Annotated in this window: 17 protein-coding genes; 7 read left to right on the forward strand and 10 right to left on the reverse strand. The window is 66.2% G+C overall.

Translation table 11 applies throughout. The features are described 5' to 3' along the window. Positions 1-72 precede the first annotated feature (72 nt). Together ACQP2U_RS05385 and sdhC are read right to left on the reverse strand one after the other, a co-directional pair. Complete coding sequence (locus tag ACQP2U_RS05385; RefSeq protein ID WP_397031760.1) at positions 73-504, reverse strand: succinate dehydrogenase hydrophobic membrane anchor subunit; 432 nt, start codon at positions 502-504, stop codon at positions 73-75. 72 nt (positions 505-576) lie between these two features. Next, the gene (gene sdhC, locus ACQP2U_RS05390) at positions 577-975 is read right to left on the reverse strand and encodes a succinate dehydrogenase, cytochrome b556 subunit (RefSeq protein ID WP_433713667.1); all 399 of its coding nucleotides are present in this window, start codon (positions 973-975) and stop codon (positions 577-579) included. A gap of 298 nt (positions 976-1,273) precedes the next feature. Here sdhC and ACQP2U_RS05395 point away from each other — a divergent pair, with 298 nt between their 5' ends. The 3 genes from ACQP2U_RS05395 to ACQP2U_RS05405 all read left to right on the forward strand — a co-directional run bounded on the left by ACQP2U_RS05395 (position 1,274) and on the right by ACQP2U_RS05405 (position 4,835). Continuing rightward, positions 1,274-1,675, forward strand: coding sequence for a cytidine deaminase (locus ACQP2U_RS05395; protein ID WP_433713668.1), 402 nt, complete (start codon positions 1,274-1,276; stop codon positions 1,673-1,675). A gap of 259 nt (positions 1,676-1,934) precedes the next feature. Next, positions 1,935-3,218 carry a thymidine phosphorylase gene (locus ACQP2U_RS05400; RefSeq protein WP_433716372.1) on the forward strand — a complete coding sequence of 428 codons (1,284 nt, stop codon included), beginning with the start codon at positions 1,935-1,937 and terminating at the stop codon, positions 3,216-3,218. 519 nt (positions 3,219-3,737) lie between these two features. After that, positions 3,738-4,835, forward strand: a complete 1,098-nt coding sequence (locus ACQP2U_RS05405; protein ID WP_433713669.1) for an adenosine deaminase — start codon at positions 3,738-3,740, stop codon at positions 4,833-4,835. Here ACQP2U_RS05405 and ACQP2U_RS05410 read toward each other — a convergent pair whose 3' ends face one another. From ACQP2U_RS05410 to ACQP2U_RS05430, 5 genes are all read right to left on the reverse strand, one after another. Further along, the gene (locus ACQP2U_RS05410) at positions 4,836-6,104 is read right to left on the reverse strand and encodes a primosomal protein (protein WP_433713670.1); all 1,269 of its coding nucleotides are present in this window, start codon (positions 6,102-6,104) and stop codon (positions 4,836-4,838) included. It abuts the gene before it with no gap. Between the two features lie 26 nt (positions 6,105-6,130). Next, positions 6,131-6,478, reverse strand: a complete 348-nt coding sequence (locus ACQP2U_RS05415) for a YbaB/EbfC family nucleoid-associated protein (protein WP_433713671.1) — start codon at positions 6,476-6,478, stop codon at positions 6,131-6,133. Positions 6,479-6,554: 76 nt separating this feature from the next. After that, positions 6,555-6,905, reverse strand: a complete 351-nt coding sequence (locus ACQP2U_RS05420) for a hypothetical protein (protein WP_397031771.1) — start codon at positions 6,903-6,905, stop codon at positions 6,555-6,557. A 20-nt stretch (positions 6,906-6,925) separates the two neighbouring features. Beyond that, on the reverse strand, positions 6,926-8,050 hold the full coding sequence (locus ACQP2U_RS05425) for a C40 family peptidase (RefSeq protein WP_433713672.1): 1,125 nt from the start codon (positions 8,048-8,050) through the stop codon (positions 6,926-6,928). Positions 8,051-8,054: 4 nt separating this feature from the next. Beyond that, positions 8,055-8,363: a hypothetical protein gene (locus ACQP2U_RS05430; protein ID WP_433713673.1), complete on the reverse strand. Its 309-nt coding sequence runs from the start codon at positions 8,361-8,363 to the stop codon at positions 8,055-8,057. Positions 8,364-8,517: 154 nt separating this feature from the next. On the opposite strand from ACQP2U_RS05430, the gene upp reads away from it, so the two are divergent. Then, positions 8,518-9,141 (forward strand): uracil phosphoribosyltransferase, encoded by a 624-nt coding sequence (upp, locus tag ACQP2U_RS05435; protein ID WP_433713674.1) that lies wholly within the window; start codon positions 8,518-8,520, stop codon positions 9,139-9,141. Positions 9,142-9,247: 106 nt separating this feature from the next. Here the strand turns inward: upp and ACQP2U_RS05440 are convergent, their stop codons facing one another. Both ACQP2U_RS05440 and ACQP2U_RS05445 read right to left on the reverse strand, forming a co-directional pair. Further along, a complete protein-coding gene (locus ACQP2U_RS05440; protein WP_433713675.1) occupies positions 9,248-10,744 on the reverse strand; it encodes a phospho-sugar mutase in 1,497 nt (498 codons plus the stop codon). Continuing rightward, the gene (locus ACQP2U_RS05445; RefSeq protein ID WP_433713676.1) at positions 10,745-11,524 is read right to left on the reverse strand and encodes a purine-nucleoside phosphorylase; all 780 of its coding nucleotides are present in this window, start codon (positions 11,522-11,524) and stop codon (positions 10,745-10,747) included. A gap of 265 nt (positions 11,525-11,789) precedes the next feature. On the opposite strand from ACQP2U_RS05445, the gene ACQP2U_RS05450 reads away from it, so the two are divergent. From ACQP2U_RS05450 to ACQP2U_RS05460, 3 genes are all read left to right on the forward strand, one after another. Then, on the forward strand, positions 11,790-12,494 hold the full coding sequence (locus tag ACQP2U_RS05450) for an enoyl-CoA hydratase-related protein (protein WP_433713677.1): 705 nt from the start codon (positions 11,790-11,792) through the stop codon (positions 12,492-12,494). A gap of 93 nt (positions 12,495-12,587) precedes the next feature. Beyond that, entirely contained in the window at positions 12,588-13,817 is a 1,230-nt protein-coding gene (locus ACQP2U_RS05455; RefSeq protein WP_433713678.1) for a M20 family metallopeptidase, read from the forward strand. A gap of 92 nt (positions 13,818-13,909) precedes the next feature. Further along, positions 13,910-15,076, forward strand: coding sequence for a M20 family metallopeptidase (locus ACQP2U_RS05460; protein WP_397032000.1), 1,167 nt, complete (start codon positions 13,910-13,912; stop codon positions 15,074-15,076). A gap of 44 nt (positions 15,077-15,120) precedes the next feature. Here the strand turns inward: ACQP2U_RS05460 and ACQP2U_RS05465 are convergent, their stop codons facing one another. Further along, positions 15,121-15,600: a gamma-glutamylcyclotransferase gene (locus ACQP2U_RS05465; RefSeq protein ID WP_397031784.1), complete on the reverse strand. Its 480-nt coding sequence runs from the start codon at positions 15,598-15,600 to the stop codon at positions 15,121-15,123. Between the last annotated feature and the right edge of the window lie 94 nt (positions 15,601-15,694).

Genomic DNA, 15,694 nt, shown 5'->3' on the forward strand with positions numbered 1-15,694 from the left:
GCTCCGGCATGTGTGAAACACGCTGTGTCGATGATTCGTTCGCTGCGCTCACTCATCGGAGTTCGCCTGTTCCTAACTGATGTTGGGGTCGAAGGTGAAGATGACGTAGGTGCCAACGCCCACGATCAGGATCATCGAGATGGCCAGCAAGGTGTTCAGCCAGAACCGGGTCGAGTCCTTGCGCGAGTAGTCCGCGATCACGGTGCGCAGGCCGTTGCCGCCGTGCAACTGGGCAAGCCAGAGCATGGTCAGATCCCAGAACTGCCAGAACGGGCTGGACCAGCGCCCGGCAACGAAGGCGAAGTTCAAGCGCTTCACGCCGCCGTCGAGCAGCAGCATGATCGTCATGTGGCCCAGGACCAACACGATCAGCAGCAGGCCGGAGAAGCGCATGAACAGCCACGCGTACTTCTCGAAGTTGTTGTTGGAGCGGGCGCGCGGCGAGCGAGGCAGATCCAGGCTCGCGGGTCGGTCGTAACTCTTACCGATGACAGGTGCGTTCATGCCTCCACCTCGCTGGCGCTCGGCTCCGGCGTGACCGCACTGGCGGCTGTGCTGATGATTCGCTCGCTCATGTCAGTGCTCCGTGAACAGGTAGAAGAACTGGCGGCCGACGGCCGGAACCACCAGCAGGAACCAGACGGCCAGAATCACCCACAGCATCGTCTTCTGGTACTTCGGGCCCTTGGCCCAGAAGTCGACCAGGATCACGCGTACGCCATTGAGCGCGTGGAACAGCACGCAGACGACGAGACCCATCTCCATCAGGGCGACGATCGGGTTCTTGTAGGTCTCGATGGCGTGGTCGTAGGTGTCGGGGCTGACCCGTACCAGTGCGGTGTCCAAGACGTGCGCGAAGAGGAAGAAGAAGATGGTGACACCGGTAATCCGGTGGAGCGCCCAGGACCACATTCCGGGGTCGCCTCGGTACAGCGTCTTCCGCTTCGGCTGTGCCGGAGCTTCTGTCGTGGTCATAGAGTGCGGTGCCTCCAACGTCGTTGATGGACCCGGTTGCAAGTCCGAGGCAGGCGACGTGGATGTATATGCCCAGGTGGCTGCGCTTTGCTGCTTCAATAGCTCGCGCGTGGGCCCGCCGCCGGGAACCTGAACCGATCTGATCTGGACTCTAATCCCCTCGCAATCGCGGAACTAATTCGGCGTGCCGTGCGTTGCGCTACAGTCGAGCGAGTTAGGTTTACCTTTCTTGATGCGTAATGGGTTGCGCTGCGGCCCCTGCGCGGGCAAGTGCGGCTAGCTCCGGAAGGGGTTCCCGATGGCGGATATCGACTGGAAATCCCTGCGCGACAAAGCAATCCAAGTTATGCGCAATGCCTATGCGCCGTACTCGCGGTTTCCGGTCGGCGCGGCGGCTCTCAGTTCCGACGGCCGAATTGTGAGCGGCTGCAATGTGGAAAATGTCTCATATGGATTGGGCCTTTGTGCCGAATGCGTACTCATCGGTAACTTATTCGCGGGTGGTGGAGGCCGTTTGCTGGCTATCTCCGTTACCGATTCCCGGGGCGAAATCCTGATGCCCTGTGGGCGTTGCCGCCAGCTCCTCTACGAACACGGCGGAGCCGATCTACTTGTGGATCACAAGGCCGGACCCGTGCCGCTACGAACCCTGCTCCCCGACGCCTTCGGACCTGACGATCTCGATGCCGGGCAGTGTTAGGCCGTCCTCAGCAATCTCCGAACGACGCGTCGATTTCGACTTCCGTCGGCATGCTGATCTCTGGTGTGTCGACCTAGGTGATCCCGAGGTGCTCCCGTTTCGACCTCGCGGACACTGAACTCGAGATCCGCTACGCGGCGGTCCAGGTGTGCGCGCGTCATTGCACCCCCGACGTCTACTCGATGATGCGCGGAGGCTATCGGAGGGCACCGGCAAGTTCCAGGGGACGAGCGTGTCCCGTGCCAGACTTGCCGGTGTGATGGCAGTGGACGCGGTTTCGATCATTACGGCCAAGCGCGACGGTGGGGAGCTGTCGGATGCGCAGATCGATTGGGTCGTGGATGGGTTCACCAAGGGCGCGGTGGCCGACGAGCAGATGGCGGCGTTGGCGATGGCGATCGTGTGGCGCGGGATGACGCGGCGGGAGACCGCGCGGTGGACGAATGCCATGATCGCGTCGGGGCGGCGGATGGACTTCACCGATCTGCCACGGCCGACCGTGGACAAGCATTCGACCGGCGGGGTGGGGGACAAGATCACGTTGCCGCTGGCGCCGTTGGTCGCGGCGTGCGGGGCCGCCGTGCCGCAGCTTTCCGGGCGCGGGTTGGGGCATACCGGCGGGACGTTGGACAAGCTGGAGGCGATACCGGGATGGCAGGCCGATGTGTCGGTGGCGCGCATGCGGGAGATTCTGTCCGATCCGGGCATCGGCGCGGTGGTGTGCGCGGCGGGCGCCGATCTCGCGCCCGCCGATAAGCGGCTGTATGCGCTGCGCGATGTCACCGGGACCGTTGAATCCATACCGTTGATCGCCAGCTCGATCATGAGCAAGAAGATCGCCGAAGGGACCGCCGCGCTCGTCCTCGATGTGAAGGTCGGCGCGGGTGCTTTCCTCAAAACCCTGGACGGTGCACGCGAATTGGCAACGGCCATGGTCGAACTCGGCGCGGACGCGGGGGTACGGACGGTCGCATTGCTGACCGCGATGGACACGCCGCTCGGACGCACCGCGGGCAATGCGCTCGAGGTCGCCGAATCGGTGGAGGTGCTCGCGGGCGGCGGCCCCGCCGACGTCGTCGAGCTGACGCTCACCCTCGCCCGCGAGATGGTGGCCCAGGCCGGACTCGATATCGACCCGGCCGACGTCCTCGCTGATGGTCGCGCAATGGACCATTGGCGCGCCATGATCAAGGCCCAAGGCGGCGATCCGGACGCGCCCCTGCCGCGCGCGAAGCACACCGAAATCGTGCGCGCCGAACAAGACGGTGTCCTTACCGGACTCGATGCCATGGCCATCGGCGTCGCCGCCTGGCGTCTCGGCGCCGGTCGAGCTCGCCAGGGCGATCCAGTCCAATTCGGTGCGGGCATCGAACTGCACGCCAAACCAGGCGATTCCGTAACCACACGCCAGCCCCTGCTGACCTTGCACACCGACACGCCGCAAGCCTTCCCCGGCGCTCTCGCCGCCCTCGAAAACTCCTTCACCATCGGAACCACGGCACCCCCGCCAGCCGCCCTGGTCCTGGACCGCATCGCCCCCTGACATCACAGCGCCCCGCCGCGGTGACCCGCTCGCCTCGCTTAGCGTCGTGGACCGCATCGGCCCCTGACATCACAGCGTGCCGCCGCGGTGACCTGCTCGCCTCGCTTAGCGTCGTGGACCGCATCGGCCCCTGACATCACAGCGCCCGCCGCGGTGACCCGCTCGCCTCGCTTAGCGTCGTGGACCGCATCGGCCCCTGACATCACAGCGCCCCGCCGCGGTGACCCGCTCGCCTCGCTAACCGTCGGGAAGTCCGATTGCCCGGCGGTCCTGGGCCGCCGGATCAGTCGGTCTGTGCGAGTACGAATCGATCGCACCGGAGGCGGGCATGAGGTTTGCGGCAAGTGGGCGGGAAACCGACCGCTACGTTAATTCTTGGCTGGTTAAAGCGGCTTTCCGGTACTCATGGGTGGCCATCGGCTACTCGAGCAGCGACATTGCGGATTATGTCTCGGGCGGGGGGTGGCGGAGAGCGCAATCACAGCCGCATGAAGGGGTCGGTGCGGCTAACGTGTGGTCATGACAGGACCGATGCCTTTGACCCTTGCCTCGATCCGCCAAGCTCCCAAGGCGTTGTTGCACGATCATCTCGACGGTGGTCTGCGGCCCGCGACGGTTTTGGAGCTCGCCGCCGATTGCGGTTACGAAGACCTACCCGCCGACAATGAGACCGAGCTGGCGGCATGGTTCCGCGATGCGGCCGACAGCGGCTCGCTTGAGCTCTATCTGGAAACCTTCGCGCACACTGTCGCGGTAATGCAGACCCCCGAGGGCCTGCGCCGCGTGGCTCGGGAATGTGCCGAAGACCTCGCCGCCGACAGCGTGGTCTATGCCGAGGTGCGCTTCGCTCCCGAACAGCATCTGGAGCGCGGCCTCACCCTGGACGAGGTGGTCGAGCACACCCTCGCCGGATTCCGCGAAGGTGCGGCGGCCGCGGCCGAGGACGGTCACCCTATCGTGGTGACCTGCCTGCTCACCGCCATGCGGCATGCGGCGCGTTCGCGCGAGATCGCCGAACTCGCCGTGCGGTGGCGCGATCGTGGCGTCGGCGGATTCGATATCGCGGGCGCGGAGGCGGGGTTCCCGCCCAGCCGCCACCTGGACGCCTTCGAATACATGCGAGCCAATAGCGCGCACTTCACCATTCACGCGGGTGAGGCGTTCGGACTGCCGTCCATCCACGAGGCGCTGGCATTTTGTGGCTGCGATCGGCTCGGCCACGGTGTGCGGATCACCGATGACATCACCGTTACCGGCGCGATCGAGGACGCGCAGCTCGGCCTGGTCGCGAACTATGTGCGCGATGCCCGAATTCCGCTCGAGCTCTGTCCGTCGTCGAATGTGCAGACCGGCGCGGTTCCCTCACTCGACAAGCATCCGTTCGACCTACTGGCGCGGCTGCGCTTCCGCGTCACCGTCAATACCGATAACCGTTTGATGAGCGATACCAGCATGAGCCAGGAGATGCTCAAGCTGGTCGACACCTTCGGCTACGGCTGGAGCGACCTCGAACGCTTCACCATCAACGCGATGAAGTCCGCGTTCATCCCGTTCCCCGAACGTCTGCGCATCATCGACGACATCATCAAGCCGGGTTACGCCGTACTACTCGGGTAGTTATTTCTCCTGCGTGAGCCGGGACTCGAAGTTGCGCTCCAGATCCCGCCAGCTCTGGGCTTCCGCGGTGAACGGAGGGTTCGGGGCCAGGCGGGTCGGGTCCGGGTTCAGCAGGTACGAGACGTACCAGCCGAGCGGAGTGGACTGCGCCAGCGCCTGTTCAACCGTATCGTCGTCGGCGTAATCGGCTGCGTCGGTGAACAATTCGACCGCAAGATCGAGCTGTTCGACATCGACCGCCTGCGGGCCCTCGGCCAGATCGTCGGCGAGACCGGGCAGCACGTAGACGTTCTCGTCGGTGACCTCGACCTCGAGCGAACCGTCGACGGCGGCGGTCTGCACATCGGTGTAGGTGCTCACCCGCGCCAGCTCATGCTCGTGGTCATCGGCCAGGTAACGGGCCAGCGCGCGCTCGGAGCCGAACACGGTGATGGAGCCGTCCTTGCCGAGGAAGATCGGCTCGTCGTCGAGGTAGCAGCGCAGTGTGAAGTAGGTGCCGTCGGAGGTGACGATCTTGACCGGGTCGATGCCGACCTCATGCCAGAACGACTCCTCCTCCCCCTCTTCTTCTTCTTCCTCCTCCTCGTCGTCCGCATCGAGGTCGACGGATTCGAACTCCTCGTCCTCCTCGCTGTCGGCCGCGTCATCGGCGTCGACGACGTTTTCCTCCGCGGCGAGCAGTTCGGCCTCCGCGACCGCGACCGCCTCGGCATCGACCTCGGGGGTCTGCACCACGGAGTCGATGGCGTCGAGCACGTCGTCCCAGCCCTTGGCGATGGCGGCGCCGATCTGATCCCACAGCTCCTCGCCGTCGCGCCCGACGAAGGCGCTCACGCCGCTGGCCAGCGCGCCGACCACCGGATGGGAGCCGAAGAACTTGGTCACCGTCTCCAGCTCGCACACCTCACCGATATTGCGCACCATGCTGAGCGTGTCGTCGAGCTCGGCGATGGTATCCACATCTGGATCGCTCGCGACCAGCTCCGGTACCCCGACCAGATCGAAGGTGAAATTCTCCTCCGGCTCCAATTCGACCGCCGACAGCCCGGCCACGACCTTCCACGCCGGATGGTCCACGAGATCGTTATCGGAGTTGGTCCGGATGAATGCGGCCAGCTCCGCGACGGTCTCGAAACCGTAGAGGGAGTCCTCATGTCCGAGGAACGCCTCCCACTCGTCATCACCGTCGCGCCAGCGCGGTGCCCACAGGGTGACGAGATCGCCGTCGGTCAGGCCGAGCTCGATCGGGACGATGTCTCCAGAAGCCATGTGCGGAAGCCTATCGACCTTCCGAGTCAGTGACTATCCGGCCCGCCCCCAACGCTTCCCGGGGCGCCCTCCGGCCCGACCGCGAACGACTCGTTCAGTGTCGCAACGACCTTCGATCGCTGCGTGCCGGCGTCCTCCGCGGCTTGGCGACAGGCCCATATGATCAGCTGACCGACCTCGGCAGGCGGCAGCGAGGTGACCGACTCCGACAGGCTCAGCGCGACCAGCGCGCCGTCGCTGTTCACCTCGACGCTGACCATGCCGTCCTCGGTCCGGAACCGGCCGTGCACCTGCTTAAGGCCGTACAGCGCGGCCTCGAGCGCTTCCAGTTTCGCCGTCGCGTTGGCGACCAGCGCGTCCATTTCAGCGCTCATACCTGCGCCTCGCTGGCGCTCGGCTCCGGCATGACCGCTGAGGCACCTGCGTTCATGATTCGTTCGCTCCGCTCAGTCATACCGGCCTCATCCAGCTAGTCGGTCCGGTGTCCGCGTCATCGATGCGGTCCAGTTCGTCCACCGCGGCCTGGCGCGTCGGCAGGCCGAGCTTGTCCAAGATGTCGGCGGGCATGCCCGCCTCGGCGAGCAGCTCGCGGCGGCGGGCTCGGGCGGCGACAGTGGAACGCTTGGTCAATCGCAGGATCTCGTCGGCCAGAGTCTGTGCGCCGTAACGGTATTCGCTGCGCTCGAACTTGATCTCGATCGGCATGCCCTGGTCGGTGGCACGGACCGAGATGGTGCCCGATCGGTTGGTGCTCGCCGCCACCGTGACATTGGGTATCGGTGGGGTCTGGGGCTGGGACATTATTCGTTCGCTCCGCTCATTTACGAGGTCGGCCGGTAGAAGCCATGGAAGTTCATGCCCATGTTGTCGGTTCGAACCGAGCTGATCTGGACCGGATTACCGGCCTCGACGAACTGTCCGTTGCCGATCACCATCGCGACGTGGCCATCCCACACGGCCAGATCGCCCGGCATCAGATCACCCGGTGACACCTGCGTATGGCCATTGCCCTGCTCCTGAGCCAGGCGGGGCAGATCGACACCGGCCTCGCCGTAGGCGTACTTAGTGAGACCGCTGCAGTCCAGTCCGGAGCCGGGCGTGTTGCCACCCCACACGTAGGGCGTGCCGACCGCGCCGATGGCCGCCTTGACCGCCGTCGCAGCCTTTTCGTTCGGGGCCTCCACGACGCTTCCGTCGGGCAGGGTGATCTTCACGCCCTTCCCGGAGGCCGACGACTGCCCGGTCCCGGTCGTGGTGCTCGTACTCGGTTTGGAACTCGATGCCGTACTCGCGGACGTGGTGCTGGCTTTGCTCGCGGTGCTCATCAGGCTGCTGAGCATGCCGCCCGCGCCACTCGCGACAGTGCTCACGGTCGATGACAATTGCGAGGCACCCTGGGTAGCGGTGCCGACCGTGCTGGCGACATTGGACAGCGACGGCGTCGACGGCGGGGGAGTCAGCTCGTTCATCGACGCGGTCTGGGTATCGAGTTCGTTGCGTACCCGGCCGACCACATTCAGGCCTTGACCGATGTGGTCGATCGCGGAGCCGACGAGCACCGTCAGCCCCTCCGGTGTGGCCAGCGCCGGACCGAGACCGGTGGCCTGGTTCACGAATGACTGGACGATCCCGTTCAGTTCCTTCTGGCCCGTTTCGACTTGGGCCGCAGCCTGATTCACGACGGTGGCCATATCGTTGCCGCGATCGGAAATGGTGGCGGCCGAGGTCTGCACCCGCAGCGCCTTCGCGGTGACGGCATCGGCCGCCGCACCGTCCCATGCGTTGTTCACCTGGTTGACGCTGTTGCGCCCGACCGCGTGCACCTGGTCGACGGCGGTCGAGGTGGAGGTCAGTGCGTCGGCGGGTCCGCCAGTTGGCAGGACACCGGTGCCGAAGCTGGAAAGGAGGTCGAGCAGTGGCTGGACCAGGGCGCTGACATCGATCACGGCGTCATCCGTCCAGTCCGGTGGCGTTCAGCCCAGCGGCATTGTTCAGGTCGGTTTCCTCGAGGACGACGGCAGAAGATGTTGCCGCACCGCCCATGCTCGCGAGCACCGCCGACAACTGACCGATCGAAGCAACGTGTCCGGCGTGCGCCGCGCCGTAGGCGGCCATGAAATCGCCGCCGATAAGGCCCATGATCGGGCCGAGAAGTGTGGGATCGGCGGCCGCGGCGCTCACCCCTGCGGCGGCGAGATCACCTGACATGGCCGCGGCCGTCGCGCCATAGGCGGTGATGCCTTCGGTGTCGGCCGACATCTTTCGCATAGTGCTTCCCCCATCTGTTTGTTCCCAGGCAGAGTACGTCATCCACCTAGTTCGACGCGCTGCCTTGCCGATCGGTTCCAGCCGTTCGAAAAAAATTCGGGTGGAGGTACGCCGCCGAACTCGTTTTCGACCTTATCGTTCCCTCATGCGCACGCACACCGTGGACCATCCGCTCGCCGCCGCCCTGCTGACCACGATGCGCGATGCGGGAACGGCCAATCCGGCCTTCCGCGCGGCATTGCGCGATCTCACCGGAATCCTGATCTACGAGGCGCTACGTGACGCGCCGGTGGTCCACTTCCCGATCACCACACCGGTATCCGACACCGAGGGAACGCGATTGGCGCAGCCGCCGCTGTTGGTTCCGGTGCTGCGCGCCGGACTCGGCATGGTCGACGCGGCCGCCGAACTCATTCCGGACGCCAGGGTCGGTTTCGTCGGCATCGCACGCGACGAAACCACCCATCAGCCGGTGCCGTACATGGAATCGCTGCCCGCCGACCTGTCCGAAATGCCGGTCTTCGTGCTCGACCCGATGCTGGCCACGGGCGGTTCGATGCGCCACACCCTGACGTTGCTTGCCGCTCGAGGGGCCACCGACATCACCGCGGTGTGTGTCGTAGCCGCCCCCGAAGGCATTGCCGCTCTCGCCGATTCGGGCCTACCCGTGCGCCTGGTCACCGCCGTCGTCGACACGGGCCTCAACTCCGATGCCTACATCGTCCCCGGCCTGGGCGACGCAGGCGACCGCCAATTCGGCCCCCGCTGAGTCACTTTCGCGTCGAATATGTCGGTGGCTTCTGACAGGCCGAGTGGCCTGTTTCGAGATCCCGCGGTGGTTCGCTCGGCGACCGAGTCCGGATGAATGGCCTGGCTCAGAGCCCTCGACAGAAGGTACGCAGTTCGGCGAGGCGTTGTCCGGCGGCGGTTCTCGCCGCAGCCAGAACTCCAAAGTCGGCGACCGGCTCGACGACTTCCAAGTAGCACTTGAGCTTCGGTTCGGTGCCGGATGGGCGGACCACGATCCGGGAACGGCCGCCCTCGAAAATCAATGCGTCGGTGCGCATTCGGCCGCGCACCTGGAGCAGGTCGGTGTATTCGACCTGCTCGCCCGCGATTTCGTCGGGTGGTGCCCTGCGCAGGCGGTTCACGAGTTGTGCGGCTGCTGCCGGATCGGGTAGGCGCAGCGAGACCTGGTCGGTGGCGTGCAGGCCGAATTCGACCGCGTAGTCGTCGAGTTCGTCGGCGAGGGTGCGGCCTTCGGCCTTCAGACGGGCGACTAGATCGGCAGCCAGCACCGCCGCGGAGATACCGTCCTTGTCGCGAACCGCGGCCGGGTCCACGCAGTGGCCGATGGCCTCTTCGTAGGCGTAGACCAGACCATCGCCCGCGCGGGCCAGCCACTTGAAGCCCGTCAACGTTTCCGCGTATCGCGCCCCCCGGGCGGCGGCGAGTTTCGAGAGCAATCGCGACGACACGACGGTGGTCGCTACCAGTGCATCCGGCGCAGCGGTCCGCAGCACATAATCGCCGAGCAGCACACCGGTTTCGTCGCCGCGCAGCATGCGCCAGCCGCCGTCGCCGTCCGGAATTCCGATGGCGCAGCGATCGGCGTCCGGGTCGAGCGCGATGGCGAGATCCGCGCCGATCCTGGTGGCGGTGTCCAGCAGAAGATCAGTGGCGCCGGGCTCTTCCGGATTCGGGAAGGCGACGGTGGGGAAGTCGGCATCGGGCGCGAATTGCGCACCGACGACGTGCACACGGCCGAATCCCGCCGCGGTGAGGGCAGCCACGGCGGTATCGCCGCCGACCCCATGCAGCGGTGTCAACGCGATCCGGATATCGGAGCGCTCGCCGGGACCGCCGATCAACTCGGGCAGCCGAGCCACCCGATCGATATAGCGGCGCACCAGGTCATCGGCGGCCGGTGTGACGGGCGTTCGGGCGATCGGCTCGGTGACGTCCTCGATGCAGCGCTCGATCTCGGTGTCGGCCGGTGCGATCAGTTGCGAACCGCCGTCCAGGTACACCTTGTAGCCGTTGTCGGTCGCCGGATTGTGCGATGCCGTGATCTGGACTCCCGCAACGGCTCCCAGCTCACGCACCGCATAGGCGACGATCGGAGTGGGCAGCGGGCGTGGCAGCAGCACGACCGGAAAGCCCGCGGCGGCAAAGATTTCCGCGGTCACGATGCCGAATTCGGCGGAGCCGTGCCTGGCGTCGCGCCCGACGACCACCGTGCCGCCGCCGAGACAGCGACCACGCAACCAGTCCACGAGTCCGGCGGTTGCCCGGCTCACCGTATCCAGGTTCATGCCGTCGGGTCCGTCTCGCAGCGGCCCGCGGAGCCCGGCGGTGCCGAAGCGCAGCATCTAGAGCCGTTCCAGTACGCCGCGCAGCAGTTTGCCGAGACGGGGTGCGGCCGCATGACCTTCGGCGAGCACCTCGGCGTGCGAGAGGTGCGCACCCGTGACGCCCGCGGCAAGGTTGGTGACCAGGGAAATACCGAGCACTCGGGCACCGAGCGCACGGGCCGCGATCACCTCGAGCACCGTCGACATGCCCACCAGATCCGCGCCGATGGTACGCAGCATCCGGATCTCGGCGGGGGTTTCGTACTGCGGCCCGGTCAGGCCCGCATACACACCCTCGGTCAGACTCGGGTCGATTTCTCGTGCCAGCGCACGCAATTCGGGATCCCACGCGTCCACGAGATCGACGAATGTCGCACCCGCCAGCGGCGTGCGGCCGGTGAGATTGAGATGGTCGCTGATCAACACCGGCTCGCCGACGCGCAGCCCATCCCGAATCCCGCCCGCCGCATTGGTGAGCACCACCGTTTCCACGCCCGCCGCGATCGCCGCACTCACCGGATGCACGACATCGCCCGGCTGGTAGCCCTCGTACAGATGCTGACGCCCCATCAGCAGCAGCACGGGTGTGTTGTCTACGGCAATCGAATGCACCATCCCGACATGCCCCTGCGCAGTTGGCCTCCCGAATCCCGGCAGCTCCGGCATCGGCACCGAAGCCGACGGCGTGCCGATCTCCGCGGCCGCATCCTGCCAGCCCGATCCCAGCACCACCGCAACCCGGTGCCGCTCCACTCCCGTACGTTCGGCAATCGCCCTCGCGGCCTGTTCGGCAAGCATGCCCGTCACGATAGCTGGGTTTTTGGCGGCGCGGGCGCCGCGGGTTCGCGGGTTCTGTTTAATGGCCGCGGCTTCGCCGCGGCGTGTTCGCGGCCCCCTGGTGTCTCGCGTCCGAGCCGTCGAGACTCGCGACTTCGTCGCATGCGCTTCGACGGCTCGGACGCGAGACGGGCCGCGAACGGGTCGCGACGGGACGGCATTTGGCCTGCCGAGAATTTGCTACCCGTGAGTAGGTTTTCCATCCTTTTCCCGTTACGCTGCACGCATGCCGTATCTGGAACGTGAAGGGGATGTGTTCGTTGTCTACCTCGGGAACGAGGGGCAGACCGACAGCGAGAACCGTTTCCATCCGGATTGGATCGATGCGTTCCACGGGTTGTTGGACCAGGTCGAGGCGTCCGAGGGACCGGCGGCGCTGGTCACTACGGCGAGCGGGAAGTTCTATAGCAACGGACTCGACACCGATTGGCTGTTCGGCAACCTGGATCAGATGCACGCCTACCTCGATCGCGTGCACAGCCTCTACACCCGACTGCTGACCTTTCCGCTGCCGACCGTGGCCGCCGTCAACGGTCACGCCTTCGGGGCGGGTGCCATGCTCGCCACCTCGCACGATTTCCGGATGATGCGGGCCGACCGCGGTTTCTGGTGTCTGCCCGAGGTGCATCTCGGCATGCCGTTCACCGTGGGCATGAACGCGCTGCTCACCGAACGCCTGGCCAACCAGGTCTGCGTGCAGGCCATGACCACCGGTCACCGCTTCGCCGCAGACGAGGCGATCGCTGCGGGAATTGTCGACGCCCAGGCGGATGCTGATAGTTTGCTGAAGTCCGCCATCGAGCGTGCGGGCGCCCTCGCGGCAAATCGCAAGCCCAATCTGCCGGTGATCAAGCGGTCACTGCACGCCAAGGCACTCGCTGGGCTCGCGACGCCGACCACGCCGGAGAATCTGGCGTTCGCCCCGGGATAACCGCAACTCGAGCGCAACCCTTGCGCCATCCGGCGACATCGCCCCTGGACGCAGGGTGCGCCCGATCGTCTGCGCAGTGCCAGACTGTGTGCCATGCCACCACCGCGCAGCGGGCACCCCGAATCACGCACGGACCACGACGCGCACCCGGCCGCGGCGGCGGATGCCACGATCCTGGCCGCCGCGCCCGAACTGATCGCGCTCTCGCATTCGATCCACGCCGAACCAGAGCTGGCGTTCGAGGAAACCCGCAGCGTCGCCAAGACCATCGCGCCGCTGGCCGAGCGTGGTTTCGCGATCGAGACCCCGGTCGCCGACCTGCCGACCGCGTTCCGCGCGACTTTCGGATCCGGCGAGCTCACGGTCGGTATCTGCGCCGAATACGATGCGCTGCCCGAGATCGGGCACGCCTGCGGACATAACGTCATCGCGGCGTCCGCGGTCGGCGCCGGACTCGGCCTCGCCGAGGTGGCCGACGCCCTCGGTATCACCGTCGTCGTCCTCGGCACACCCGCCGAGGAGAGCGGCGGTGGCAAGGTACTGATGCTCGAGCGTGGCGTCTTCGACGATGTCGCGATGGCGATGATGGTGCATCCGGGCCCGATCGATATCGTCGACGCGCGCTCGCTGGCGCTGGCGGATCTGTCGGTGGTCTTCCGCGGCCAGGAGGCACATGCCAGTGCGGCGCCGGAATTGGGCCGCAATGCGGGCGATGCGGTGACCGTGGCGCAGGTTGCTCTCGGATTGCTGCGGCAACATCTCCGACCCGGACAGCAACTGCACGGTATAGTCAGCGACGGTGGCGTAGCCCCCAACATCGTTCCCGGACGTGCGGAACTGCTGTATTACCTACGCGCAGTCGACTCCGCATCCCTCGACGATCTGATGCGACGAGCGTCGGCCTGTTTCGAGGCGGGTGCGTTGGCGACCGGCTGCACACACGAAATCCGGACGGTTGCGCCGACATATACCGAGCTGACGCCCGATGCCGGATTACTGTTTGCCTATCGCGAGCAGATCGTCGACTTGGGCCGGGTGCCGATCGCACCGGAACTCGAGGCGCAGCGACCGCTCGGGAGTACGGATATGGGCAACGTCACCAACGTCATACCGGGCATACATCCGGTCATCGGCATAGATGCCGGTGGGGCGGTGACGCATCAGCCCGGCTTCGCCGCGGCGAGTGTCAACGCTTCGGCCGATCGTGCGGTAACCGACGGTGCGATCGCGCTCGCGCGTACCGCTATCGCCGTAGCTCGCGATCAAGTACATAGGGACAGGTTGTTGCGACGGCTCGTTCAACGACAGGAGGACATTCGGTGAGCATTTCCGGCCGTTCCGCGGCGCACGCGAGACGTTCTGTGACGGCGACGCGCGTGCCAACGGGGGGCCAGGGGAGCGCCGCACATTCGGATATCGCGGAAGTCGGACCGGATGCGGTCGATTCCTGGCTGGCCGAGCACACGGTCGATCTCATCCAGTGGCGGCGGCATATCCACGCGAACCCGGAGCTCTCCCGCACCGAATTCGCCACCACCGAGTTCGTCTCGGCCTGGCTGACCAAGGCGGGATTGACGCCGCAGAAGATGCCCAACGGCACCGGAGTGCTCTGTGACATCGGTCCGGTGGACGCACCCCGCATCGGACTGCGCGCCGATATGGACGCACTCCCACTGCAGGAATTCACCGGACTCAGCTTCGCCTCCACCGTCCCCGGCGTCTCGCATGCCTGCGGGCACGACGCGCACACCACGATCCTGCTCGGCACCGCGCTCGCGCTGGCCGATCAGGAACTGCCGGTCGGCGTCCGATTCGTCTTCCAGCCCGCCGAAGAGGTGATGCCGGGTGGTGCGATCGATATGGTCGCCGCCGGCGCGATGGAGGGCGTCGACCGGATCTTCGCACTGCACTGCGATCCGCGTCTCGAGGTCGGCCGGGTCGGCATCCGGGTCGGTGCGATCACCTCGGCCGCCGACACCATCGAATTGGTCCTCGATTCGCCGGGCGGGCACACCTCGCGTCCGCATCTGACCAGCGACTTGGTCTACGCCATCGGCACCGTGATCACCGGCCTGCCCGGTCTGCTCAGCCGTCGCATCGACCCGCGCACCAGCACGGTCATGGTCTGGGGTGCGGTCAGCGCGGGCAAGGCGCCCAATGCGATACCGCAGACCGGCATGCTCACCGGCACCGTGCGCACCGGCGATCACGCGACCTGGTCGCTGCTGGAGCCGATGGTGCGCGAGATCGTGGACGGCCTGCTCGCCCCGACCGGGGTGCGCTACCAGTTGAACTACCGCCGTGGTGTGCCGCCGGTGGTCAATGACGAGCACTCGACCAGGATGTTCGAGGACGCGATCCGCATGCTCGGCCCGGACGCGCTCGCCGACACCTTGCAGTCCGGCGGTGGTGAGGATTTCTCCTGGTACCAGGAGGAGGTACCGGGCGCGATGGCTCGCCTCGGCGTTTGGTCCGGGCACGGTGAACAGCTGGATCTGCACCAGCCGACCTTCGATCTCGATGAGCGCGCACTTGCCGTGGGTGTCCGGGTGCTCAGCAATATCGTGTTGAACGCGAGCTGACGAAGACAAAGAAGCGGCCGACCCTCGGCCGCTTCCGCGTCTGCTCAGCTACCGAAGAATCCGGGTCCGACGTTCTTGCTGTTGCGGGTGCGCAGCGCGTGGACATATTCCGGCGGCGCGCCTGCCTTTTCGGCCGCATCCGCCATCACGCCGATATAGCGCGCCGAGGGTAGGCCGCCCTCGTAGGCATCCAGGACATACAGCCAGGCCAGGATGGGTTCGGAACCGCTGCCCGCGGTCGGGGTCACGCGCAGCCGGATCTTGCGGTGGATGCCGAAGTCGGAACCCTCCCAGCGGTCCAGGCGCTCCTCGTCCTCCGGGGATACGTCGTAGAGCACGACGAACACCCGCGAGTCCGGGTCCTCGACGACGGTGGCCAGCGGGCCCTCCCAGCCGATGTCGTCGCCGCTGAAGGTCAGGCGCCAGCCCTCCAACCAGCCTGTCCCGTACATGGGGGAGTGCGGACAGCGCTCGAGCATCTGGGACGAGTCCATGTTGGACCCGTAAGCGGCGTAGATCGGCACGACGCAAGGGTATCCAATAACCTGCGCGCATCGTCTCTATCCCGGCGAGATGACCGTGTGTTCGCCAGCTAACGTTGTTTACCGGCACCGGAGA

Source organism: Nocardia sp. CA-084685 (assembly GCF_050955785.1).
Lineage (GTDB): Bacteria > Actinomycetota > Actinomycetes > Mycobacteriales > Mycobacteriaceae > Nocardia.

Coding starts and splice junctions, on each gene's coding strand:
- ACQP2U_RS05450 (WP_433713677.1), top strand. CDS start 11,790: ATGCCGTATCTGGAACGTGAAGGGGATGTGTTCGTTGTCTACCTCGGG.
- ACQP2U_RS05440 (WP_433713675.1), bottom strand. CDS start 10,744: ATGCTGCGCTTCGGCACCGCCGGGCTCCGCGGGCCGCTGCGAGACGGA.
- upp (WP_433713674.1), top strand. CDS start 8,518: ATGCGCACGCACACCGTGGACCATCCGCTCGCCGCCGCCCTGCTGACC.
- ACQP2U_RS05405 (WP_433713669.1), top strand. CDS start 3,738: ATGACAGGACCGATGCCTTTGACCCTTGCCTCGATCCGCCAAGCTCCC.
- ACQP2U_RS05395 (WP_433713668.1), top strand. CDS start 1,274: ATGGCGGATATCGACTGGAAATCCCTGCGCGACAAAGCAATCCAAGTT.
- ACQP2U_RS05410 (WP_433713670.1), bottom strand. CDS start 6,104: ATGGCTTCTGGAGACATCGTCCCGATCGAGCTCGGCCTGACCGACGGC.
- ACQP2U_RS05420 (WP_397031771.1), bottom strand. CDS start 6,905: ATGTCCCAGCCCCAGACCCCACCGATACCCAATGTCACGGTGGCGGCG.
- ACQP2U_RS05455 (WP_433713678.1), top strand. CDS start 12,588: ATGCCACCACCGCGCAGCGGGCACCCCGAATCACGCACGGACCACGAC.
- ACQP2U_RS05430 (WP_433713673.1), bottom strand. CDS start 8,363: ATGTCGGCCGACACCGAAGGCATCACCGCCTATGGCGCGACGGCCGCG.
- ACQP2U_RS05415 (WP_433713671.1), bottom strand. CDS start 6,478: ATGAGCGCTGAAATGGACGCGCTGGTCGCCAACGCGACGGCGAAACTG.
- ACQP2U_RS05400 (WP_433716372.1), top strand. CDS start 1,935: ATGGCAGTGGACGCGGTTTCGATCATTACGGCCAAGCGCGACGGTGGG.
- ACQP2U_RS05385 (WP_397031760.1), bottom strand. CDS start 504: ATGAACGCACCTGTCATCGGTAAGAGTTACGACCGACCCGCGAGCCTG.
- ACQP2U_RS05445 (WP_433713676.1), bottom strand. CDS start 11,524: ATGCTTGCCGAACAGGCCGCGAGGGCGATTGCCGAACGTACGGGAGTG.
- sdhC (WP_433713667.1), bottom strand. CDS start 975: ATGACCACGACAGAAGCTCCGGCACAGCCGAAGCGGAAGACGCTGTAC.